The sequence below is a fragment of the Enterococcus mediterraneensis genome (assembly GCF_900604485.1).
GTDB classification, from domain to species: domain Bacteria; phylum Bacillota; class Bacilli; order Lactobacillales; family Enterococcaceae; genus Enterococcus_C; species Enterococcus_C mediterraneensis.
Genome location: NZ_UWOP01000001.1, coordinates 2,156,182 through 2,179,441 on the forward strand (window position 1 = coordinate 2,156,182; position 23,260 = coordinate 2,179,441).

The 23,260-nt window shown below is 40.0% G+C and carries 25 protein-coding genes; 19 read left to right on the forward strand and 6 right to left on the reverse strand.

Translation table 11 applies throughout. The features are described from left to right. Window positions 1-81 precede the first annotated feature (81 nt). The 3 genes from der to EFB00_RS10685 all read left to right on the forward strand — a co-directional run bounded on the left by der (window position 82) and on the right by EFB00_RS10685 (window position 3,563). Complete coding sequence (der, locus tag EFB00_RS10675; RefSeq protein WP_122646775.1) at window positions 82-1,392, forward strand: ribosome biogenesis GTPase Der; 1,311 nt, start codon at window positions 82-84, stop codon at window positions 1,390-1,392. A 239-nt stretch (window positions 1,393-1,631) separates the two neighbouring features. Next, window positions 1,632-1,907 (forward strand): HU family DNA-binding protein, encoded by a 276-nt coding sequence (locus EFB00_RS10680; protein WP_122646776.1) that lies wholly within the window; start codon window positions 1,632-1,634, stop codon window positions 1,905-1,907. A gap of 255 nt (window positions 1,908-2,162) precedes the next feature. After that, window positions 2,163-3,563, forward strand: a complete 1,401-nt coding sequence (locus tag EFB00_RS10685) for a glycoside hydrolase family 1 protein (RefSeq protein WP_122646777.1) — start codon at window positions 2,163-2,165, stop codon at window positions 3,561-3,563. 83 nt (window positions 3,564-3,646) lie between these two features. Here the strand turns inward: EFB00_RS10685 and EFB00_RS10690 are convergent, their stop codons facing one another. Beyond that, window positions 3,647-4,228, reverse strand: coding sequence for a bactofilin family protein (locus EFB00_RS10690; RefSeq protein WP_122646778.1), 582 nt, complete (start codon window positions 4,226-4,228; stop codon window positions 3,647-3,649). A gap of 372 nt (window positions 4,229-4,600) precedes the next feature. On the opposite strand from EFB00_RS10690, the gene rpsN reads away from it, so the two are divergent. From rpsN to EFB00_RS10710, 4 genes are all read left to right on the forward strand, one after another. Continuing rightward, complete coding sequence (gene rpsN / locus EFB00_RS10695; RefSeq protein WP_122646779.1) at window positions 4,601-4,870, forward strand: 30S ribosomal protein S14; 270 nt, start codon at window positions 4,601-4,603, stop codon at window positions 4,868-4,870. Between the two features lie 186 nt (window positions 4,871-5,056). Then, complete coding sequence (locus EFB00_RS10700; protein WP_122646780.1) at window positions 5,057-6,100, forward strand: hypothetical protein; 1,044 nt, start codon at window positions 5,057-5,059, stop codon at window positions 6,098-6,100. Between the two features lie 8 nt (window positions 6,101-6,108). Continuing rightward, window positions 6,109-7,371, forward strand: a complete 1,263-nt coding sequence (locus EFB00_RS10705) for a tetratricopeptide repeat protein (protein ID WP_122646781.1) — start codon at window positions 6,109-6,111, stop codon at window positions 7,369-7,371. A 9-nt stretch (window positions 7,372-7,380) separates the two neighbouring features. Continuing rightward, window positions 7,381-7,974 (forward strand): YpiB family protein, encoded by a 594-nt coding sequence (locus EFB00_RS10710; protein WP_122646782.1) that lies wholly within the window; start codon window positions 7,381-7,383, stop codon window positions 7,972-7,974. A gap of 79 nt (window positions 7,975-8,053) precedes the next feature. Here EFB00_RS10710 and EFB00_RS10715 read toward each other — a convergent pair whose 3' ends face one another. Further along, window positions 8,054-8,947, reverse strand: coding sequence for a YitT family protein (locus EFB00_RS10715; protein ID WP_122646783.1), 894 nt, complete (start codon window positions 8,945-8,947; stop codon window positions 8,054-8,056). 125 nt (window positions 8,948-9,072) lie between these two features. Between EFB00_RS10715 and EFB00_RS10720 the strand changes: the two genes are divergently transcribed. From EFB00_RS10720 to EFB00_RS10740, 6 genes are all read left to right on the forward strand, one after another. Beyond that, window positions 9,073-9,432, forward strand: a complete 360-nt coding sequence (locus EFB00_RS10720; protein WP_122647092.1) for a nucleotide pyrophosphohydrolase — start codon at window positions 9,073-9,075, stop codon at window positions 9,430-9,432. Continuing rightward, the gene (locus EFB00_RS10725) at window positions 9,429-10,640 is read left to right on the forward strand and encodes a CCA tRNA nucleotidyltransferase (RefSeq protein WP_122646784.1); all 1,212 of its coding nucleotides are present in this window, start codon (window positions 9,429-9,431) and stop codon (window positions 10,638-10,640) included. The genes EFB00_RS10720 and EFB00_RS10725 overlap by 4 nt, the downstream gene beginning before the upstream one ends. After that, window positions 10,637-10,996, forward strand: coding sequence for a thioesterase family protein (locus tag EFB00_RS10730; RefSeq protein ID WP_122646785.1), 360 nt, complete (start codon window positions 10,637-10,639; stop codon window positions 10,994-10,996). The genes EFB00_RS10725 and EFB00_RS10730 overlap by 4 nt, the downstream gene beginning before the upstream one ends. Before the next feature lie 76 nt (window positions 10,997-11,072). Beyond that, complete coding sequence (locus tag EFB00_RS10735; protein WP_122646786.1) at window positions 11,073-11,528, forward strand: hypothetical protein; 456 nt, start codon at window positions 11,073-11,075, stop codon at window positions 11,526-11,528. Window positions 11,529-11,816: 288 nt separating this feature from the next. Further along, window positions 11,817-11,954 carry a hypothetical protein gene (locus EFB00_RS13485; protein ID WP_164709466.1) on the forward strand — a complete coding sequence of 46 codons (138 nt, stop codon included), beginning with the start codon at window positions 11,817-11,819 and terminating at the stop codon, window positions 11,952-11,954. An 84-nt stretch (window positions 11,955-12,038) separates the two neighbouring features. Then, window positions 12,039-13,670 carry an ATP-binding cassette domain-containing protein gene (locus EFB00_RS10740; RefSeq protein WP_122646787.1) on the forward strand — a complete coding sequence of 544 codons (1,632 nt, stop codon included), beginning with the start codon at window positions 12,039-12,041 and terminating at the stop codon, window positions 13,668-13,670. A 276-nt stretch (window positions 13,671-13,946) separates the two neighbouring features. On the opposite strand, the gene EFB00_RS10745 is transcribed toward EFB00_RS10740, so the two are convergent. From EFB00_RS10745 to EFB00_RS10755, 3 genes are read right to left on the reverse strand one after another with little or no spacing between them, the layout of a single operon-like run. Beyond that, entirely contained in the window at window positions 13,947-14,810 is an 864-nt protein-coding gene (locus EFB00_RS10745) for an ABC transporter ATP-binding protein (protein ID WP_122646788.1), read from the reverse strand. After that, window positions 14,807-16,006, reverse strand: coding sequence for a hypothetical protein (locus EFB00_RS10750; RefSeq protein ID WP_122646789.1), 1,200 nt, complete (start codon window positions 16,004-16,006; stop codon window positions 14,807-14,809). The genes EFB00_RS10745 and EFB00_RS10750 overlap by 4 nt, the downstream gene beginning before the upstream one ends. A gap of 5 nt (window positions 16,007-16,011) precedes the next feature. Beyond that, on the reverse strand, window positions 16,012-17,127 hold the full coding sequence (locus EFB00_RS10755) for a hypothetical protein (RefSeq protein ID WP_122646790.1): 1,116 nt from the start codon (window positions 17,125-17,127) through the stop codon (window positions 16,012-16,014). Between the two features lie 289 nt (window positions 17,128-17,416). On the opposite strand from EFB00_RS10755, the gene rpmG reads away from it, so the two are divergent. From rpmG to EFB00_RS10770, 3 genes are all read left to right on the forward strand, one after another. Continuing rightward, complete coding sequence (gene rpmG, locus EFB00_RS10760; protein ID WP_122646791.1) at window positions 17,417-17,566, forward strand: 50S ribosomal protein L33; 150 nt, start codon at window positions 17,417-17,419, stop codon at window positions 17,564-17,566. Between the two features lie 229 nt (window positions 17,567-17,795). After that, on the forward strand, window positions 17,796-18,317 hold the full coding sequence (locus EFB00_RS10765) for a GNAT family N-acetyltransferase (RefSeq protein WP_122646792.1): 522 nt from the start codon (window positions 17,796-17,798) through the stop codon (window positions 18,315-18,317). Between the two features lie 293 nt (window positions 18,318-18,610). Then, window positions 18,611-19,210 (forward strand): DUF5052 family protein, encoded by a 600-nt coding sequence (locus tag EFB00_RS10770; RefSeq protein ID WP_122646793.1) that lies wholly within the window; start codon window positions 18,611-18,613, stop codon window positions 19,208-19,210. A gap of 143 nt (window positions 19,211-19,353) precedes the next feature. Here EFB00_RS10770 and EFB00_RS10775 read toward each other — a convergent pair whose 3' ends face one another. Then, on the reverse strand, window positions 19,354-20,283 hold the full coding sequence (locus EFB00_RS10775) for an ABC transporter substrate-binding protein (protein WP_122646794.1): 930 nt from the start codon (window positions 20,281-20,283) through the stop codon (window positions 19,354-19,356). Window positions 20,284-20,462: 179 nt separating this feature from the next. On the opposite strand from EFB00_RS10775, the gene EFB00_RS10780 reads away from it, so the two are divergent. From EFB00_RS10780 to EFB00_RS10790, 3 genes are read left to right on the forward strand one after another with little or no spacing between them, the layout of a single operon-like run. Next, a complete protein-coding gene (locus EFB00_RS10780; RefSeq protein ID WP_122646795.1) occupies window positions 20,463-21,257 on the forward strand; it encodes an ABC transporter ATP-binding protein in 795 nt (264 codons plus the stop codon). After that, the gene (locus EFB00_RS10785; protein WP_122646796.1) at window positions 21,254-22,234 is read left to right on the forward strand and encodes a FecCD family ABC transporter permease; all 981 of its coding nucleotides are present in this window, start codon (window positions 21,254-21,256) and stop codon (window positions 22,232-22,234) included. The genes EFB00_RS10780 and EFB00_RS10785 overlap by 4 nt, the downstream gene beginning before the upstream one ends. Next, the gene (locus EFB00_RS10790; protein WP_122646797.1) at window positions 22,231-23,202 is read left to right on the forward strand and encodes a FecCD family ABC transporter permease; all 972 of its coding nucleotides are present in this window, start codon (window positions 22,231-22,233) and stop codon (window positions 23,200-23,202) included. Before EFB00_RS10785 ends, EFB00_RS10790 begins: the two co-directional genes overlap by 4 nt. Window positions 23,203-23,260 lie beyond the last annotated feature (58 nt).

The following is a 23,260-nucleotide window of genomic DNA, read 5'->3' on the forward strand; positions in this document are numbered from 1 at the left end:
AGGGAAAAGAATTTGAACTTGCAAGTTGGTAATGGATTAGTTAAACTAGGTAAGATTGTAAAGGAACAAGGAGGAAAAGAAATGGCGAATCCAACAATAGCGATCGTCGGTCGGCCGAATGTCGGCAAATCGACGATTTTTAACCGAATTGCCGGTGAGCGAATCTCGATCGTAGAAGATACACCAGGCGTTACACGGGACCGGATCTATGCGACAGGGGAATGGTTGGGCCGTGAATTCAGTATCATCGATACAGGCGGTATCGATTTAGGTGATGAGCCTTTTATGGAACAGATCAGACATCAGGCGGAAATCGCGATCGATGAAGCAGATGTGATCATCTTTATTGCAAGTGCCAGAGAAGGCGTGACAGATGCGGATGAATTAGTTGCGAAAATTCTTTATAAAAGCAACAAACCCGTGATCTTGGCGATCAATAAAGTCGATAATCCGGAAATGCGTTCAGAAATTTATGAATTTTATTCACTTGGTCTGGGCGATCCTTTTCCGATTTCCGGAAGTCATGGCTTGGGGATCGGTGATGTACTGGATGAAGCAGTCAAATACTTCAAAACAGAGATCGAAGAAGAGGATGAAGATCTGATCAAATTCAGTTTGATCGGACGGCCAAATGTTGGTAAGTCTTCATTGATCAATGCTATTTTAGGCGAAGATCGGGTGATCGTGTCGGATATCGAAGGGACTACTCGAGACGCTATCGATACACGTTTTACTTCTGAAAACGGACAAGAATTTTTGATGATCGATACTGCCGGGATGAGAAAGCGCGGCAAGGTCTATGAAAACACTGAGAAATACAGTGTGATGCGGGCGATGCGGGCGATCGAACGCTCTGACGTGGTCTTGATGGTCCTTAATGGTGAGGAAGGCATCCGCGAACAAGATAAAAAAATCGCCGGCTATGCCCACGAAGCAGGTCGCGGTATCGTGATCGTCATCAACAAATGGGACCTAGTGAAAAAAGAGACCAATACATTGAGAGACTTTGAAAAAGAGATCCGGGAAGAATTCCAATATCTGGATTATGCACCGATCATTTTTGTCTCAGCAGAAACCAAACAACGCTTGAACAAATTGCCTGAATTGATCGAAGAAGTCAGTGCCAACCAAAACATGCGGATCCCATCAGCATTGCTGAATGATGTCATTATGGATGCAGTGGCGATCAATCCGACACCGACAGACAAAGGCAAACGTTTGAAGATTTTCTATGCCACACAAGTAGCGGTCAAACCACCGACATTTGTTATTTTTGTGAATGAAGAAGAGCTGATGCACTTCTCTTATGCACGCTTTTTGGAAAACCAGATCCGTAAAGCATTTACCTTTGAAGGAACACCGATCAAGATCATTCCTCGCAGAAGAAAGTAAAAGATTTTAGCATAATCAGACGCTTTTTTCAAAGAAAAACTGTTTTTTTCAAGAAAACGTCTTTTTGTAGGGAAAATGGCGACAAAAGCGTGAATTTCCTTGATATTACAAGGTTCTTGTGATAACGTTATATCAGAATATTGATGGTTATCAATATTTATCACAAAAGTTTGGACCACTCAAATTTTTGTGATGTGGTGTTAAACATCATAACCCTTTTTGAGGAGGTGAAATCATCCATGGCAAACAAAGCAGAATTAATCGAAAAAGTTGCAGCAGCTACTGACTTAACTAAGAAAGACGCAACTGCAGCAGTTGACGCAGTATTTTCAACAATCCAAGATGCTTTAGCTAAAGGTGAAAAAGTTCAATTGATCGGTTTTGGTAACTTTGAAGTTCGCTCTCGTGCAGAACGCAAAGGTCGTAACCCACAAACTGGTGAAGAAATCAAAATCCCTGCAAGCAAAGTACCTGCGTTCAAACCAGGTAAAGCATTGAAGGACGCTGTAAAATAATTCAGCAAATAGATCGTTGTAGCTTAATGCTGCAGCGGTTTTTTTATTTTGTCATCAACTTATGGCAACACACCAGAAAAACTATTATCGCTATCAAAAGCCTCAAAGCATTCAGCCATGAAATCTTTTATAAAGAGTAGACGATTCCTAATAAAGGGATTGTCTTTTTTTATGGGAATAGGTATGCTGATAATGTGAAAACGATTTATTACTTCTATGAAATTATAGAAGGAAAAAATGAAATGAGGCGAGAAAATAATGCAATATAAATTTCCAGATGGTTTTTGGTGGGGATCTGCGGCAAGCGGTCCGCAAACAGAAGGTCGTGTCCCAGGAGACGGCAAAGGTGAGAATATCTTTGATTACTGGTATGAAAAAGAACCTGAAAAGTTTTTTGACCATGTGGGTCCTAATAAGGCTTCACAAGTCTATACGAAGTACAAAGAAGATGTCCAATTGATGAAACAGACCGGACACAATACATTTCGGACATCGATTCAATGGAGCCGGCTGATTCCTGAGGGTACCGGTGAAGTCAATCCTAAAGCTGTGGAATTTTATCGTGACTATTTTCAAGAATTGTTAGATAACGGGATCGAACCGTTCATCAATCTTTATCATTTTGATATGCCGATGTCCTTACAAAATGAAGGCGGTTGGCTGAACCGCAAAACGGTGGAAGCCTACGAAAAATATGCCGAAACTTGTTTTGAACTATTCGGTGATCAAGTCAAAACATGGTTTACACACAATGAGCCGATCGTACCGGTGGAAGCAGGCTATTTATACAAACTGCATTATCCTGAAGAAGCGAATATGAAACATGCGGTCCAAGTCGGCTATCATGAAGCCTTAGCTTCTGCACTTGCTGTTAGAGCTTACCACAAGTCGCAAAACGGCAAGATCGGGATCATCTTAAATCTGACGCCCAGCTATCCAAGAGATATTGAAAACCCAGGTGATGTGAAGGCGGCAAAAATCGCCGACTTGTTTTTCAATCGTTCCTTTTTAGATTCAGCGGTAAAAGGCGAGTTTCCTAAAGAATTGATCGAATTGTTAAAAGAAGCAGATCTTTTGCCGGAAACCCAGGAAGGTGATCTGCAGATCATTAAAGATAATACCATCGATCTTTTAGGGATCAATTACTATCAGCCTCGCAGAATCAAAGATAAAGAAACACCAAAAGCAGAAAACGGTCCAATGCCGGAAGATTACTTTGATGTCTATGAAATGCCAGGAAGAAAGATGAATCCGTATCGCGGTTGGGAAATCTACGAAAAAGGGATCTATGATATCCTGATCAATGTGCGGGACAATTACGGCAACATTCCTTGCTTCATTTCAGAAAACGGCATGGGAGTAGAAAACGAGGGGCGTTTTATCCAAGAAGATGGAATGATCCATGATGATTATCGGATCGAATTTGTGGCAGAGCATCTCAAATTTGTACACCAAGCGATCCAAGAAGGCGCTGATTGCTTAGGGTATCATATGTGGACCTGCATGGACAACTGGTCGTGGACAAACGCTTATAAAAACCGCTACGGCTTTATTTCAGTGGATCTGGCTGAAGACGGCAAACGCACCATTAAAAAGTCTGGGCATTGGTTTAAACAGCTGGCAGACACCAATACGCTGACTGATAAAACAGAATAAAAAGAGACCGGCAATAAAGTCTTCTAAAGTCAGAACTTTAAAAGAGCTTTATCGCCGGTCTTATTACTATCTAATTAGAATGATTATTCAGCTACAGTTACGTCGCCGCTAACTGATGCGCCGTCTTCTTCAAGTTTAGCAGAATCTTTGTATTCTTGTTTGTCAAAAGTGATGTTACCTTCAACTTTTGCGCCATTCAATACAAATCCGTTTGCTTTTACTTCGATGTCGCCTTTAACAGTTCCGTGAACGATGTTGAAGTTTTCTGATTCAACAACGATTTTTGGTACAGTTACTGTATATTCAGCTGTTACGTTGCGGTCTGCATCTTGTGAATACAAAGCAAATTTGCGGTAGATATCAGCAGAAGCATCGCCTTTATCGTGGAATTCTCCGGCAACAGTCAAGTCTTTATCAAATGTTACGTCAGCTGTTGCTGCAACGATCCAGTTACCGTCTGCACTAAGCGCTTTTTCAAGCACGCTAGCGTCATTGCTTACAGATGCTGTTGATGTAACTTCAACTGTAGATGAAGCTTCTGTTGAAGCTGCAGTTGATGATGATGCGCTTGATGAATTAGTATCCTTGTCTGCGCCACAAGCTGACAATACACCACCGGTTGCCAACAATGCTGCAGCGAACGTTACGACTTTCACGAATTTCATAAAAAAATCTCCCCTAAAATAAAGTTATTATTTAATACATACTAGATGATAAGGGTTTTAGTATGATACGTCAACCAAAAATACTCAGTTGAAGTTTGTGAAATAAACAACGGAAATAAGTGTTTGAGTTGAAATTATTCCATTTGCTTGTGATTAAGCGAGGAAAAAAGAAAAAAATTTTTATTTTTTTTAATCATTTTTTAGCAAAGAAACAGATTGATTGCTAAAAACAGAGGTTCGTGTTATTCTTTTAAAACGTAAAGATTACACTTTATATTTGAAAATTGCGCAATGCTCATTGATAGATAACCTGGCAGATTTCTAAGAAGATAAGAAGAATAAGAAGAATAAGAAGAATGAAAGGAATTTTATATGGCTAAAAAATCTAAAATCGTTAAAGCCCAAAAACAACAAGCCTTGATTGAAAAATATGCAGACTTGCGTTACGAATTGAAACAAAAAGGCGATTATGAAGCCTTAGCAAAATTACCAAAGGACGCTAACCCTAATCGCTTGAAAAATCGTGATTTGATTGATGGACGTCCCCGCGGTTACATGCGTAAATTCGGCATGTCTCGGATCAATTTCCGTAAACTGGCCCATGAAGGGAAAATCCCTGGTGTGACAAAAGCCAGCTGGTAATCAAAGTTTGACATAATTTTTTTCCAAACAACTATATCCGAACGATAACCCGTTGCTTTTCTAATGCAGGGGAATATCGTTCGGGTATTTTGTTTGGTATAAATCTGTGTCCTACGCTTACTTATCTGCAAATACATTTAGTTCTTTTGTCTTTGGTGATAAACTAAAGTAGAGAGGAGGGGCAGGATGAATATTCAATTTCAAAAGGATCAGCTGACTTCTACCGTCGTCTATGGCGAACCATTGGCAAGTGCTGTACCAAAAGAGCTTCTTCAAGGAAAACATGTTCTGATCATTACCAATCAGCGTTATTATGATCGTTTTTTTGAAAAAATCAGTCGTGTGATGGATGCTGGAACAGATCTGGATTGGTATATTGTCAGCAATCAGCTGTATTGCAACAATTTGACAGAAATGATGGATATATTGGATTTTTTTGAAAAATTTCCTAAAAATAAAGAGTATCTTATGATAGCTTTTGGAAATGAGGGTGTGATCCAGCTTTCAGGATTTTTACAAAAAAATACGGTGCTGAATGCTGCTCTTTGGGCGATCCCGGTTTCTGTTCGCGCTCTGACAAAAAGTATGGTCTTTCAGCAAAAAATCGTCAGAAACAGCAATGCGGCAGTTTTGCAAATAGAAAATATTCCTCAAAAAACGATCTATGATCAAATCATCGCTGAAGGTCAAGTCGACGGGAAGTTAGTGGACTTTTTAATGTTTATCCAATGCGGACTGGTTTGTGATCATCTTTTTTTGAAGAACCTTTATAAAAATTTTCCCACTAAAAAACAGGTGCTGACTCGTTCATTTACCGCATTGCTGAAAGATCTTACCGACTACTACCAAAAACAAGGAAGCCAGATCCAGCAGTTCGGTGCGCTTTTTGAACAAGCATTTTATGAAACTGAGAATGGACATCTGCTTTCTTCCGATATGAAACGGTTATTGGGAATCTTGTTCCATTTGATTTGGAGCAGCAGCGAGCAGCCGTTTCCTTTCCATTTGCAGAATTTTATGGCGTGGCTTTTAAGTTTAGGGTATCCGATCAAAGTCCCTCAACAGCTATCGCTTAGTGAATATAGCGAAAACGTGGTAAAATTAAGTAAGAGCTCGCAAGCACCGCAGCTTCTTACAGCTATTGGCCGCTTAGGAGAAAACACTATACCTTCAGAATCTGCATTGATTGCTATGATGCAGACATACCAACAAATTATAAATGAGATTTGAGGAAAATAATGGACACAACTTACAGTCAACAAATGTTAACCGCACTTGCAAACGAAGACTTAGCATCCGCACAACTGGCTTTCAATCAGGCGCTAGTCAATGATCAGCCGGAAGATTTGACGGATCTGGGCAGTCAATTGATGCAGTTAGGATTTTTAGAAGAAGCACAACAGATTTTTGAAAATCTATTAGAAAAATTTCCCGAAAACGCAGAGTTGCAATTGTCGTTAGCGGAAATCGCCATCGAAAACGATCAAATCGATACAGCATTTGATTACATCGAAAGCGTAGATAAAAACAGCGAGTTTTATCCGGAAGCGTTACTGCTTTCAGCTGATCTGTACCAAGTATTGGGCATTCCTGAAGTCAGTGAAGCCAAACTGAATGAAGCAGCGAAAATTTTGCCGGATGAACCATTGATCCAGTTTGCTTTAGCAGAATTGTATTTTAATTCAGATCGTTTTTCAGATGCTGCGACACTTTATCAGTTATTGTTGAACGCAGGCGTACAGGAATTAGCCGGTGTTTCTTTAGAAGAACGCTTAGGAAGTGCGCTGAGTTTAGAAGGAAAATTCGAGGATGCGGTCACTCATTTGGAACGGGCTCTGAAAGAAGAAGTGACAGATGATCGTTTGTTCCAGACTGCTTTTGTTTATTTGCAATTGAAAGAGAATCAGCAAGCGATCAATTATCTGCAACAATTGCGTGCGCTGAATCCTCAATATCAATCGCTGTATCTTTATTTGGCACAAGCGCTGCAAGAAGAGGAATTATTGGAAGAAGCCCAAGAAACTATCGAAGAAGGAATCAAAGAAAATCCATTCCAAGTAGACTTTTATCAATTCGCTTCAGAAAACGCCTATCGTCTTCATGATGAAGACAAGGCGGAAGAATTTTTACTGAAAGCATTGGAAACTGGCGAAAAAACGGATGAAACCCGTTTGATGCTCAGCAATCTGTATCTGAAAGCCGAGCGTTTCGAAGACGTGATCACAACCATCGAAAAAATGGAGAATCCAGATGATGCCTTCGCACAATGGAATCTGGCTCATGCTTATAATGAATTAGAAGATTTTACAGAGGCGGCTGTTCATTATGAACAGGCAAATCTCTCGTTGCATCATGAACCGGAATTTATGAAAGAATATGGGATCTTTTTACGTGAAGAAGGACGTTTAGAAGAGGCGCTCTCTTTATTGACGCATTACTTGAGTCATGAACCAGGTGATTTGGAGGTGCAATCAATCATTGATGCCTTAACAGAAAGATAGGTGATGACGATGTCTGTAGATGTAAAAGAAAAGAAGGATTTTTTAAATTGGTTTGTTTCGAACGTTTCTTTCAGTCGAAGAGAAGTTTCATGGATCCTTAATTATCTTGCAAATCATGAGTCGATCCTGCAAAATGTGCACTTTATTGAAGGTGCAAAGGCAACGGAAAGGGGACTTCAAATCTGCGACTTGACTTGCAGCGGCGAACCATTGTCTTTGCAGATCAAGAACCAACTATTTCATGATAGTGATCAGATTTTTCATGAGATCCGTTTAAACTGGAAGGAACCGTTGTATATCGAATGCTTGTTCAAGAATTCATGGGATCAGCCGTTATATTTGTCAGTATTGGAAGACAATCCTTATTTACGTTGGAATGACACGATCAGTGATGAGTTGATAGAACAAATCGAGACCTATTTGGAAAAAGAAAGAGTCGAAGCCCGTATCCATCTGCTTTACCAACAGATTGATGCCGCGTTGGAGGCTGGCGACAAATCCGCTTTCTTTGAACTATCAGATGAAGTCAATCGCGAATTGCTCAAATTGCAAAAACCGCAGCGCAACGTTTCAAAATTTTTGGAAGAAGATACAAAAAATTGAGTAAAAACAAGAGACCGAAAACATTTTCCGCTGAAAGCCTTATAGGCTCGCGAGGATTTGTTCTCGGTCTCTTATTTTTTTATTCGGTTATTTTTGGTTGTTTTCTTTTCAGCAGACGGCTTCGTGGTTTCATGTAGGTGAACCCTTCGCCTTCTACTTCATGGACATTGATGATGGAAACGAAGGCACGTTCATCATATTCATGGACGATCCGTTTGACTTCAGAGATCTCGCTGGCACTGACCACCATGTAGATGATGTTCTTATCTGTACCTGAGTAGGCACCTTCGCCTTTGATATAACTGACACCTCGCTGCAATTCCACCATCAAAGCAGGCGTCAGCATATCTGTGTGATCGGAAATGATCAAGACACCTTTTGCGGAATAGCCGCCGTCTAAAATCGTATCGACGATCCGGGAAAAGACGTAAGAGAAAATCAATGTGTACATCATTCGTTTCAAATCGATATAAGTCAATGAGGCAGTCAAGACGAAAATATCGAAGATCAATAATGAACGCCCCATCGAGATACCGTATTTTTGTTCCAATATCCGCGCTAATACATCACTGCCGCCTGTGGTACCGCCCACCCGATAAATGATCCCGCTGCCGAAACCGGCAAACAGTCCGGCAAGCAGCGCCGCGATCAACAGATCATGATCAATATCGATCGCAAAAGAGATATGCTGCCAGAAAAAAAGCCAGCCTGAAAGAGCTACCGTACCGATGATCGTATAGACAAACGAACGCCGACCCAAAATTTTACCCCCCAGCAAAACAATGGGGATATTCAAGACCAAAGTACTCAGGGCCGGGTTGATCCCAAACAACGCGCGAAAAATCAGCGTGATCCCAGTTACCCCGCCTTCTGCTAATTGATTGGGAATATTGAAATAAATCAGACCAAACGCATAGATGAATGTCCCTAGCAAAATGATCAGTGTATCTTTGATGATTTTAGAATAATTCATGTATATATCCTCCAATTATAACTATCGTAGTTTTAATGTAGCACGAAAAAATTTTCTGCACAATTATTCATGGCTAGGAAAAATCCGCTTCTTTTGTTAAGATAAAGGAAGCAGAGGTGAAGAAATTGACAGAAAAACGTTCCTTGCAATCAATGCAAAAAGAAGTCGACGCATATATCCAACAATTCAAAGCCGGCTATTTCAGCCCTCTGGCTCAGATGGCGCGTTTGACAGAAGAGGTGGGCGAGTTGGCTCGCGAAGTCAACCACGCATATGGAGAAAAGGCTAAAAAATCTTCTGAGGCCTCTAAAACAGTCGCCGAAGAATTAGGAGATGTCTTGTTTGTAACATTGATCATGGCAAATTCCTTAGATATCGATCTTACAGAAGTATTTGAAGAAAACATGGAAAAATTTAATCATCGGGATCGCTATCGTTTTGAACGCAAAGATGGAAAAACCGAAGAAATGGAAAAAAATCAATGAAATTAGAGAAACTACCAATCGAATTTACCAAGGCGCTTCCAGTCGTTGCGCAAATCGAAGCAGCTGGTTTTGAAGCTTATTTTGTCGGCGGCAGTGTCCGAGATGTATTACTGGGTCAACCGATCCATGACGTAGATATCGCTACCAGCGCTTTTCCGGCTGAAATCAAACAGATATTTCCCCGAACGATCGATGTAGGGATCGAACACGGGACGGTGCTGGTTTTAGAAGGAGAAGAAAGTTACGAGATTACCACATTTCGAACTGAGTCTACCTATCAAGATTTTCGTCGTCCAGACCATGTGGAATTCGTGCGTTCTTTAGAGGAGGATCTGAAACGGCGGGATTTCACCATCAATGCGTTTGCATTGAAAGAAGACGGTGAGATCATCGACTTATTCGGCGGGCTCGTTGATTTAAAAGATAAGATCCTGCGAGCTGTGGGAAATCCCCATGAACGATTCCACGAAGACGCATTGCGAATGATGCGGGGATTGCGATTCATCAGCTATTTAGGATTTCAGATGGAACAAGAAACATTCGACGCGATTTGCGAGAATCATGAATTGCTTGAGAAAATCTCTGTCGAACGGATCTTCATCGAATTCAACAAATTATTATTAGGAAATTATCGTATAGAAGCGATCAAATCATTCGTAGAAACAGAATGCTATCAATATTGTCCCGGACTCCGAGACAAAGGAGCAGAGCTGTTAAATTTTGCAGATCTGCCGGCTAAAAAGATCCCATCTGAAGCACAAGCATGGGCATTGTTGGCCGACCAGCTGCGATTGCAGACCACTGATCTCCGTTCATTTTTGAAAAAATGGAAAGCATCTAACGAATTGATCGCAGAAACAAGGGCTATTTTTCAAGGGTTGCAATGGCGCAAAGAACATCCTTGGCAGCCGCTGGAAATCTATCAGCTGGCAGAGTACGCGATAAAAGCAGAAGAGCTGATGTTTTATTACGACAGAAAACCAGATACCGAAACAGTCCAATCAATGATAGCCGCATTACCCATCCATTCTCTGAAAGAGTTGGCGATCAATGGACATGATTTGATGGAAACATTCAAGATGAAACCTGGAAAATGGTTGAAGGATGTCTTGGAGCAATGCGAAAAAGCGGTGATTTTACGACAAATCGAAAATAGCAAATCTGTTTTATTAGACTACGCAAAAAGTTATTTGGAGGAAAATCAATGAAGCCGACAAAAACCTTTACAGTAAGTCCAGAACTGACTGCGCAAGCGGTCGGTTCCGGCGGACTAGATGTATTAGCGACACCCGCGTTAGTGACAATGATCGAAAATACGTGCTATAATTACCTAGAAGAACTTCTGCGAGCGGAAGAAACCAGCGTCGGTATCCAAATCGACCTAAAGCACATCTATCCATCAAAGATCGGTTCTAAAATCGAAGTCGTGCTCCAAGAAATCAAAGAAGATGAAAAAAGTATCTCCTTTGAGTTTGAAGCATTCGATGGTGAGCAAAAAATCGCGTTTGGCACTCATCGCAGGGCAGTCGTCGTTTCTCAGAAGTTTTTATCGAAACTCTTATAATGTAAGCACTCTCGAAACTAGATTTTGAGTGTGCTGCACTACAACGGTTAAAAAAAAGAAGTGAGGAGAAGGTAAAATGGCAAGAACTATGCAAGCGTTAAAATTTTATTTTAGAAACGGAGAAACATGGACGATCGACCGTCGTTATATCGGCGATCTATGGATCAAACAAATCACAACAAGCTTTGGCCGGATCAATGGCAGCGATTTTGTAGAAATCCATCCATGTGCTGGATTCAAAATCGAAATTTTCCAAGAAGGCGATCATGTAGCAACACATGATATCAATCTTGGCGGTCTAGAATTAGGCATGTTCTCACGGGCATTGAAATACGAAGATATCGAACGGATGGAAATCTTATATCGTACAGGCACACCTGATCTTGTTTATTTCCCATACAAAGACAAAGATACAGAAGGCTTGGACAATGTTTACCAATCTACAAAAGTCAGTGAAAAAACAAAAAGCCTTTACATCGTGATCGATCCTGCTCAAACAGTCGATGACGTATATGGCGAATTTTTTGAATAAGAACTCGTTGGTAAAGAGCAATAGTTGAATCAGATTTTTAGGAAGCATTTCGATGCTTCCTTTTTTGTGGATTCATCCTAAATCGCTTGTTTTTAGAAAGAAAGATATTTCGATGTAAACGTTTTTAGTTTAGAATATATGTAGAATAAAATCGTATAAAAGTTCTATTTTAACAAAAGTCTGTTTTATCAGCTGTATTAATGAAATAGGCAGTTTTTAGTGTTGAAATTGCTACACGTTGCCAGATTGTAATTACAGTACATTGAAGGTGAAAAAAGGAGGAGTTACATGTCAGCAGAAACAGCTTTATTTTTCAGTATAGTATTTGGCATAGGAAAGATTATTCTAGGGGTAACATTTTTTATTTTTATGATCAAAACATTGAAAATACTAAAAGAAATTAAAGAAGAACTTGGTAAGAGGTAGTCAAGAGTTAAATAATATTACTGAGCAATTTGAACGGACCTTAGCTAATTTAACAAGTTGAATTGGTTAGAGAAGGAGGAGTTAATGAGAAGTTACTACAAAAATAATATAAAAAAAATCATACTATATGCGTTTGTTTCAGCAATAGCTGCAGCTCTTATGGTGGGAATCGCATTTATTTATCAGGCGTTAACGGAAGCTGCCACATCTAATGACTTTAGGCGGCTTATAAAAGTTGCATTGTTTGCCATTCCATATTTAGTCATTGAAGCCTCTTTTGACTATGTTCCTCGAGCGGCAAGATCTGTTGCTGTTCAAGGGATAATGAATGACATGAGGAATGGTCTTGTAAATCATTTTATGAAACAAGATATTCAAAAATTGGAAAATGAAAAACCAAGTGAGAGATCAAGTAAGTTAGTAAATGACTTACAAGTCATCGAACAAAATTATCTAATACCTTTATTCTCGACATTTTTGAGTTTATTTATCTTCCTGTTCTCCTTAGCAGCTGCATTAACACTACAAAGTTCTTTGACACTGATTATGTTGGCTTTGTCTTTTATCCCTTTTCTAAGTCCGATCATTTCCAAAAATATCTTATCCGATAAGAAAAAACAATCTCAAGAGTTAAAAAAATCGTATTTAAGCAAATTTGAAGAAGTGACTCAAAATCTAGAATTTATACGAATCAGTCATGCAAAAAAGCCTTTCGGAATGAGTCTGAAGAAAAAGAGTCAATCACTTCAAAATAAGACGATCGAATTTGAGAAAGCGGTAGGAAAAACCTATGCTGTTTCTTATGGTTTGGGGAATATTGTTTATTCTGGAACTTGGATCATTGGCGGGATATTCGTTTTTAATGATATGATGACACTCCCAGAATTGATCGCGATGACCACTCTTATGAGTATGATCGCTGGTCCTATTGAAACAATGAATGCATACTATACTGAGATCGTTTCTTCCAAAAAAGTGGTAAATGATTATTTAAATTATCTATCAAAAAATGAAGCGGTGACTGAAAATAAAACGCACCATCAAATTGGAAAGATCCATAGCATTCGACTGGAAAAGGTAATTTATAACCAAGGAAATCATCCTCTTTTTCAAAATATGGATCATCTATTTGAATCCGGAAAAAAATATGCGATCCGCGGTGAAAGCGGAGTTGGTAAAAGTACGCTGCTTAAGTTGCTATTAGAAGTAAAAAGGACGAACAGAGGGAAAATAGTCGTAAACGATAAGTGTTTGAGCAAGATAGATTTGAATAGTTATTATCAAAATATTGCCTATGTACCGCAACATTCCACAGTATTTGAAGGAACGATTGCGGAAAATGTTTCTTTATTTTTACCTGTCAATGAAAATCTAATTGAAGAAAGTATCCATAAAGCAGGACTGAAAAAATGGTTAGAGAAAAAGAGCGACGTTTTGGATGAGAAAATCGGAGAGAACAACTTATCCGGCGGTGAGAGAAAAAGACTAGATATTGCCAGAGGACTGTACAAGGATAGTTCAGTCTTTCTGATGGATGAGCCCACTTCTGGACTTGATGAAACGGCAGAAATCGAAATTGGAAAAGCAATCCATAATTTGACTGATAAATTAGTCATTGTGGTAACACATTCTACCAATCAACAATTTCTAAAGAACTTTGATAAGGTTTTGGAGCTTAAAGAGGGGAAACTAGTAGACAAGACCGCTAGCTATTAATTTTCCAGTGTATTTAACAGCTTGATGAAATGGAACGTAATGATAGCCGCTACTTTATTTTCTCCAGAAAGAAATAGGAAAGAACAATCAAAATTAGTACTGTAAAACTAGGACTGAGGAAATTCCATCGGTCCCAGTTTTTTTAGTTTAAACTATTTCAACTTTTTAATCCTAAATTCTTTCTAGAGAACACATTTAAAGCTGTTTGTTAGACATACAACGCAATTCGATAGTATCAGTAGTGAGGGAGCAACGTCAGTAAAATAGAAGCTGATCTCATTCAAAATACATCGAGTAAAAATCACTGAGACTGATAGGTCCGATAGAGAATTCGTAGATACCGTTGTTGTGCAACTCTTGAAGGATAGCCGCGATCTGGGTCTCGTTGTGAGAAATAAAACTGACACCGTTGGGAAGTGTAGTGATTTTTTGACCGTTGATTTGAGTCAGATTTTTTTCTGGTAAGGTAAATTTGATCACTTGTTTTGACGGAACATCTTTTTTGATCTCGTTGATGAAGATACCATCTTTCAAAAAGAATACCCGATCGGAATAGTGTGAAAGATTTTCCAGCAAGTGAGAAGCGATGACGATCGCTTTTCCTTCCGCTCTTTTTTCTACAAGGACTTTTGACAGCAATTCGACGTTCGTTGGATCTAACCCATTCATGACTTCATCCATCAGCATATAGGGTGTATTGGCTACGATCTGCATCGCAAAACACAATCTTTGCCGCATTCCAAGCGAGTAGGCACTGACTTTTTTATCTATATAACCACTCATCTGCAATGTTTCGATCACTTGACTGGGCGAGATGGAGGTTTTGTGCCACATTTTTTGGTAGATCTCAAGATGATCTCGACCAGACAGAAAATTATAGAGATCTCCCTGATCCGGAAGCATCGTTATTTGTTCGTGGATCTTTTTTTCGGCTTTAGGGGTTTGATAGGTCAAGTCATCAAAAGCAACTGTTCCGCTTGTGGGGCGCACATAATTCATCAAAACGTTCAATAAGGTGGATTTTCCGGTGCCATTAGGAGCCACCAAGCCGATGATCTCACCTTCATTGATTTGAAAGTTGAGTTTTTTCAAGACATGATGGGTACCAAAAGTGACAGAAATATCGTTGATAGCGATCAATGCAAGGACTCCTTTCGTTTTGTCAAAAAGTAAGAGAGTAAAAAGGTGATCAGTAATGAAGAAACTAGTACCAACAAAGCTTGCGGAACCGTAAATTTGGTGGTCACATACAGGTAATTATGGTGGCCTGTAATGATATCACCAATTTTTGTAAAGGAGCTGGGCAGCCATTCATAAGATGAATATTCGCCGATCCCTTGCCGGTAATAGAGATATTCTCCCCAGATCAGCAACAAGCCTATTAGGATATTCAACATATCGCTTTTAAAAAGCTGACTGATCATGATCAACAGAAAAATGATCAACAGTGCTAAGATCAATAAAAGTCCTCCAAAAATCAGCAGATATTTTCCAAGAGAGATCACAGTGAAGGTTCCATTATTCAAATGATTATTATGGTAAATCGGTATCGGGTAATTTAATCTGCCAAAGCCGTATTTACAACCGATGATCACAAACGCCGGCAAAAAGGCTGCTACAATAGCAAAAAGGCTCAAAACAAGCAGGAAGGCTTTGACGATCAATCGAGCAAAAGGTGTGACTGGATATCCTGCGATCAAAGAGCGATGATTCCGATCCTTAGTGAGGATATCGCTGGATAAAAACAATAATGCGGTAAGGATGATCAACGGCAGCAGCGTCTGGCTCAAGCGATACACGGTCTGAAAGGCGGTGCGTTCTTCAAAGGCATTGATGGATAACGGTGTATTGAGTTTGGAAAAAGCAAGATATTTGGCGGCCTCTCGTTTGTACGCGTAATGGCCGTCAAAATGGGCGAAATAATTGCCGTGCTGATAATAGCGAGTATTGTAATTCAGATCCTCTGATATTCTCTGAAAAAAGATATTGTCCGAATAGACATACCAGTCAGCCGTTTTTTCAGCATAGCGAGTGAAATCACCAGAATCAAGAGCATCCAGTCTTGCTTTATCTAAGTTATTCCATTCCGGAAAGACATCGGCGGCAAATCGAATCATATAGTGAGTGTTTTCATTGATCTGGACATTTTCCAGAAATTCTTTGCGCTCATTGTAGCGAGCAGTGATCTCCGGCTTATTCACTTTTTCAATGGGATCATAGGTATCGTTGGCAATTAAACTGAAATATAATCCTGAAACAACAAGGATCAAAAAGACGATTTGATTTTTCTTGCTTTTCAAAAATTGATCCAGTTCTAAAAACAGATAATTTTTCATGACCGTTACCTCCGATCCCTTAGAGTATTAATGGTGATCATACGTTTGATGACTATCAGGAAGAGGATACACCAAAACAGCAAGACCATGATCCCGAAGAAACAGTTGCCATAGTTTGAAAATTCCAAATGTTTTCCTTGGAGCAATTTGACTGGATTAAGAGAAATAGCCGGCAGGAACCACAGCTTGGCTGAGGCTGCGGGAAAGAAGAACGGCAACAAGTAAAGACCAAAGCTAAAAAAGAGAGACAGATAAAAATCATTCAAAATATAATTCAATACGATGGATAAGAGACAGGAAAATACCGCCAACAGTAGAAAATAGAAGGTCAGTATTCCTAAATAACCGATAAATGGAAGTGTAGTATAACTGGTCAAAAAGACCGGAACCGGATAATTGAGATCACCGATCGGAAAATGCACAGCAAACGCCATACAGACTAGATAAACAGCTCCCAAGGCAAGCAAAAGAAAGCCAGTGGTGAAGCCGATTTTTGTCAAAAGTCGCTTTTTCAATGCGAGGGGAAAACCGTTAGTCAATGAAAGATGACGCAGCTCTTCTAAAAGCAAGTCATTGGTGATCAAAGTGGTCATTGGAAACCAAAGAATACCGAGAAAACTAAATAACGTCAGCATACTCATGACGATCGTGTTGTTTTGGGCCATTAAAGGAATATCAGCTTTTTTGATGCGTGTATAAAAAGCATTTTCCAGTTGATTGTCAGATGGTGCAGGGAGATAGCTGGTGTAATTTTCCGCACCTGGTAAGGAACGAAAGTCTTTTCGAATAGTACTTAATTCTATAGAAGTATCGATAAAAAGAGGCCAGTTGTTAAATAAGAGGGTCTGTTCTTTGCGAGCGAGCAGTTCAGATTGTTGAACCAGATTAGTATAAAGTGGATCGTTTTTTGCATCTGGTGCGGAAAGATCAACTTTTTTGAATTCGCTGAGCACACTTTGAACAGCCGATCGATCAGCGGAGTTTTCTTCCAGTAATACTTGACGATTTTGGGAAAGGGTAAAAAATGTCTGGATAATAGCTAATAAGACTGCCGCTATCAAGAGGATGCGGTACTTGAGATTTTTCTTACTGATTTTAAATAGTACAGAAAAGTAGTTCATCGGCAACCTTCCTTTGGTTGTTTTATGGTTGAATATAGGATGCAACTTTAATTGTAAGGGAATTATTATTTTTATCTTACCAAAATTATACATCCTACAAAAGAAATAATCCGTATCTCTAAATAATAAAATATAGAACAATGAAGGGAGTTTCGATTGGTTATTTTCGTCAAGTAAAACTACTTAACAAAATGATGAAAAAGACTAGCGTTCGCCTAAAAAACATGATATTATATTTAGGTCTGAGAGAGATCTTAGAGAATGCTAGTGTATATGGGAGGGAAAACAAATGCGCGTAAACATCACATTAGAATGTACTTCTTGCAAAGAACGCAATTATCTATCAAGCAAAAACAAACGTAACAATCCTGACCGCTTGGAAAAGAAAAAATATTGCCCACGCGAAAGAAAAGTTACTTTACACCGCGAAACAAAATAAGCATTTAAGAAACCCTTTGAAACTAGCGTTTTGGAGGGTTTTTATTTTTTTGACGTAGATTTGCTAGAAATTTAAATGGCTGATAAGTTTATCAACCGCAGATTTTTTGTTATTTTTAGTTAGGTGGGTATAGGTTTCCCTATGATATTCCCTTTACCATTAATATCAGCGAACACATACTTGTATTTTTTTGCGCCTTAGCAGATAATCAAAAAAAGGGGCGATGAGAATGGACTATCACCGAATTACTGAAGCAAGGGCTGCGGATCTGCAACTGCCGAATGAAGAATTTGAGTTGTTTGGACGGATGCTGGTCAGCCGAAGAGATGAAAAGTGGCAGTATGACACTACTTTTTTTGAAACGAAAGAAACGATGCGTTTTCCTGATGAGGGATATACTTATAAAGAAGTGGATGAAAAAGGATTTGCGATCGGTGCTTACGAAGGACAGAAATGTGTTGGCTTAGCGATTTTTGAAAACCAATGGGGAGGATATGCCTATTTGCAGGACTTAAAGGTCAACAAAGCATATCGAAACCAAGGGATCGCAGGGAAGCTGATCGAAAAAGGTCGAGCACTTGCAAAAGAAAACGGGTACCAGGGAGTGTTTACGATTGGGCAAGATAATAATCTAGCCGCATGTCTTTTTTATCTTAAACAAGGATTTGTGGTCGGTGGACTAAACACACAAGTCTATCGACACACTCAACAAGAGGGAAAAGCCGATATTTATTTTTATTTGGACGAATGATTGATAGAAATAAAAGCAGCGCTTGTTTTTCGCCTAAACGAGAAATTTGCGGGCCAGAATAGTGACTCATTTTTTAAGTACCGTCTCAGCCTTAGAATATAAGGTTTTGGACGGTGCTTTTTATTATGAATTCAATAGCAATTAGAGATTCAATGGATTTTTTGAAATATTTATAAAACCAATAATACATCTCTATTTTCTTGCCAATCCAACTATTTCTTCAGTCTCCAGATGTATTTACTTTTACTGAGAGCTTACATAAACTAAAGGATACAGTGAGAGGAGGCATAAAAATGAAGAAATGGTGGTTATTTGCCGGGTTGGTTTTGATGACAGTAAGCTTGTCAGCATGCCAAGACGTCAGAATGTTTTTTAAAGGCTTCGAGCAGAGTTTTAAAGGGTTGGAAATGACGGTGCGAACCTATGACGAGGAAAGCCAAGTGATCGATCAAATCGATGGAAAATCAGTGATGATCGAACGGGATAAAAAATTTGATACGACCAATGGAGAATCAACGGATAAAGGCGACGTGATCAAAGTTACGATCGGCGGAAACGAACTGCATCACGTGGGTTCATCAATGATCATTGCGGAAAAAGGTTTGGAAAACGTGTTTGACGCGTACACGAAAAAAGTAGATGTCACAGAGATGGATCGGAGCATTCCGATTTTGAATTCCATGCTCAATGAAATGAAGAATTCCTTTACCGGGAAAAACAAAGTGATTTTGATCCGCAGTCAAAATGGTACACCGTTAGCTACTTATGCGGGAGATTCTGTGTCTACTTATAAAACAGACGTACCGAAAAGCACCGGGATCTTGATCGACGGTAAATATCTTTTTGTTTATCGTTGTGATTACACTATTTATGATCGGGCGCTGTTGAACTAATAAAATAAAGAAAAAAAATCATCCGATTCCAATCAAGGACTTGCCGTTTTAGAAGGACACAGTTCTTTCATTGATCTTCGGATGATTTTTACTTGTGTATGAATGATAAAATTTGTAGAAAAGTAAAATCCTGTCGGCAGAAATTATTTTTCCAGTTTTTCCTGAATATCTTCAATCATTTGTGTATAGGCGATCGGTCCGTTATATAACCAGCTGGTTTCAGGACCAAATTCCCAGAGGTTCCCAGCTTTGACGGCGGGGATGTTTTGCCAGATTTGATCTTCGAACATAGCTGCGCTTTTGTCGCTGTTGACTAGGATCAAATAATCAGCATCCAGTGTCGCCAATTTTTCCAATGAGACGGGGGACCAGTCAGAAGAAGCGGATTTGCTGATTTCTTTTGTCAGATTAGGCACTTCAAAGCCCAACTGATCGTAAAGAAGATTTCCGCTAGAGCGGTTTTCTGCCACCATAAAAGCAGAATTGTTGGTGACCCAAAGGACAGCGGCGGATTTTCCTGAAATCTTGTCTTTCAATTGTTCTTTTGTAGTAGTAACTAACTCTTCATAGGTATCGATCACTTGATCGGCCTTTTTTGTTTTTCCTAAAACTGACGCAATGTCTTCAAGTTTTTCTTGCCAAGTGACTTTATCACCGTTTTTTACTACATAGGTAGGGGCGATCTTACTGTATTCCGCGTATTTTCCGCCTTCTACCATTGAGTTGGATTCGATCAATAAAAGATCAGGTTCAAATTTAAGAACATCTTCATAAGGCAGATCAAAGTTGATAGTTGGTATATCTGCTAAGTCATCTTGCAGATAATGTTGAATGGAACCTTTGCCGACTGTCCATTGCGCTACCGGTTTGACATCAAGAGAAACAAGATAATCCTCAAGATAGCTGCCGATAATACGTTTAGGATGTTCAGGGATCGAAACTTTATGTGACAGTGCGTCTGTTTTTGTCTGGGTGCTTTCAGTTGTAGAGTTAGAGGCACTGCATCCGGCAAAAAGCATCACGCTGCTTAAAAGGGCACCGAAGAATAGTCCTTTGAGTGTAATTTTTTTCATAAAAGTATCCTTTCTTTTTTTGTAATTGAGAATCATTATCAACTATAGATACTAACAAAAGCTGCGAGAAAGTCAATCGTTACTTTGTTATCTTGTGTGATTCACTGAACAGCTATTGACGAAAAGAAAAAAGAAAGAGATAATTGAGAACGATTATCAATGATGGTGGGGAAAGAAAAATGACGGAATTAAAGACGATTGATCTATCTGTCGGTTATCAAAAACATACAATTATCAAACAATTGACGCTGGCGATCCCTGAAGGACAAATCGTTGGGGTGATCGGTCCGAATGGGAGCGGAAAATCAACATTGTTGAAAGCGTTGGCTCGAGTTCTGCTTCCACAAAAAGGTACCGTTCTTTTAGATGGAGAAGATATCCAAACACTTGCTACAAAAGAAGTGGCTAAGAAAATCTCGTTGCTTACTCAAACCAGTGAAAGTACAGTGGATCTTTCAGTTGAAGAACTTGTTGCTTACGGGCGTTTTCCGTATCAAAAAGGATTTGGACAATTGTCTGCACAAGATCAGGAAGCGATCCAATGGGCGATCGAAGCGACGGGATTATCCGATTTGCAGACGGTTCCTATCCATGCTCTTTCCGGCGGGCAAAAGCAGCGTGTTTGGATCGCGATGGCATTGGCGCAAGACACGGATATTGTGATTCTTGATGAACCTACCACATTTTTGGACCCTGCTCATCAATTGGAAGTTTTGCAACTGCTGCAAACGATCAACCAGCGCCATGGGAAAACGATTCTTTTATCGATCCATGATTTGAATCTGGCTTCGCGATTTTGCGATCATCTCTACGCGTTAAAGGATGGAGAATTACTCACTTGCGGTACCCCAGAGGAAGTATTGACGAAAGAATGGCTGGGACAACTGTTTGCAATCGATGCTCAATTAACCACATTTCCCAATAGCACGAAACCGCTAGTCTTGAGTTACGAGTTGCGAGGGATCGGCGCATGAAAAGTAAACGACGGATTTTTTTGTGGGGTATGCTGACAGCAGGTATCATTTTATTCATTTTTTCTTTAACAAACGGTGCGGTGTCAACATCGCCAAATACTGTATGGTCAGCGCTTTTTTCCTTTGATCCGCACGATCAGATGCAGCAGATCATTCGTAATCTTCGTTTGCCGCGAGTGATTGCGGCGTTTCTAGTAGGCAGTTCTTTTGCTGCTAGCGGCGCATTGATGCAGGCGGTGACGAATAATCCGTTGGCAGATGCGGGGCTACTTGGGATCAATAGCGGTGCTTCATTAGGATTGGCGCTTAGTTTTGTTCTTTTTCCTAATCAAAGTTTAGGTGCGGTCGTATTTTCATTTATCGGTGCATGTTTTGCGGCGGTTTGTATTTATCTTGTCACACGGTTTTCTGCGCAAGGGATTTCCTCTGTGCGTCTCGTATTAGCCGGAGTCGCGTTCAGCTCATTTTTTTCTGCGCTTAGTCAATCTCTATCACTTTTTTTTGATTTGCAGCAAGATTTGGCTTTTTGGTTCGTGGGCGGTGCAGCGTCTGTCACTTGGACCCGTTTGCTCCAGTCGTTGCCGATTTTCTTGTTTGCATTAGTGGGAAGTTTGCTTATCGCGGTACAGTTGAATGTCCTATCTTTTGGTGATGAAACGGCGATCAGTTTAGGTAAAAAGCCAACTCGTATTCGCGGTATTTCCTTGTTCTTAGTGGTCTTATTGGCAGGAGCGGCCGTTTCTTTAGTGGGACCGGTCAGTTTTATCGGATTAATGGTTCCCCATGTTGTCCGCCGGATTTCATCAAGTTATCGTTATGTGGTTCCTTTCAGTATAATAGGAGGCGGTTTGTTGGTAATGGCAGCAGACTTGGCGGCACGTTTGATCAATCCGCCTTTTGAAACACCTTTTGGACTGTTGTTGTCCATGATCGGCGTTCCGTTTCTTTTATATCAGATAAGGAGGTCGGTGAGATGAAAAAATCATTATTGCTTACAGGCGCCTTATTGATCGTTGTTTTGCTGAGTGTAATGTATGGGACGACTTTTTTGAGTTTAGGAGATTTACAGCAGATACTTTTAGGAAAAGCTTCGGCGTCTCAATCACTGATTTTTTGGAATTTTCGTCTGCCGCGAACATTGATCGCACTTATTGGCGGCTGTGGCCTTGCTTACTCGGGATTTTTGCTGCAAGGAACCACTCGCAATGATTTAGCTGACGGCAGTATTTTAGGGATCAACAGCGGTGCAGGATTTTTGGTACTGCTTTATCTTGGTTTTTTTGCCCAAGGGTCTGTCCTTGTTTTGCCGATTTTAGCGATTTTTGGCGGTATTTTGGCCGCTGTAATTGTTTTTGGTTTAGCTTTTCAGCAAAAACAGCGTTTATCTATGGAGAAACTTCTCTTGGCAGGAATTGCTGTGAATGCGGGTTTTAGTGCACTTACGCTATTAGTGACTATCAGAATTTCAAAAGACAGTTATAGTTTTGTGACTTCTTGGCTGGCGGGATCGATCTGGGGAACATCGTGGACTTCTGTTAGTCTTTTGTTTCCACTGATTGCCTGTTTTGGTTTGCTGGCCTACCGGAGAGTTCCGCTACTGCCATTGTTGGGGTTAGGAGAGGAACGGGCGATCAGTCTTGGCATACGGATCACTCATGAACGAATGCTGTTGTTGGGATTGGCCGCGACAATGGCGGCAAGTTGTGTAGCATTTACCGGCAATCTGGGATTCATAGGTTTGCTGGCTCCTCATATCAGTAAAGCTTGGCTGAAAAAAGAATCCAGACAGAGTTTTCTAGTCAGCGGCGGGATCGGCAGTCTCCTGGTATTGGGAGCGGATATTTTGGGGCGACTGCTTTTACCAAGCGGCGAAGTGCCGGCAGGAATCGTTATTGCCATCATTGGCGCCCCTTATTTTTTGTATCTGCTGATCAAAGCAAAGTAGGCAACGATTCGTTTAGCGAGAGGCTGGTTTGCTATTTTTGATTTTTTTCGATACTATG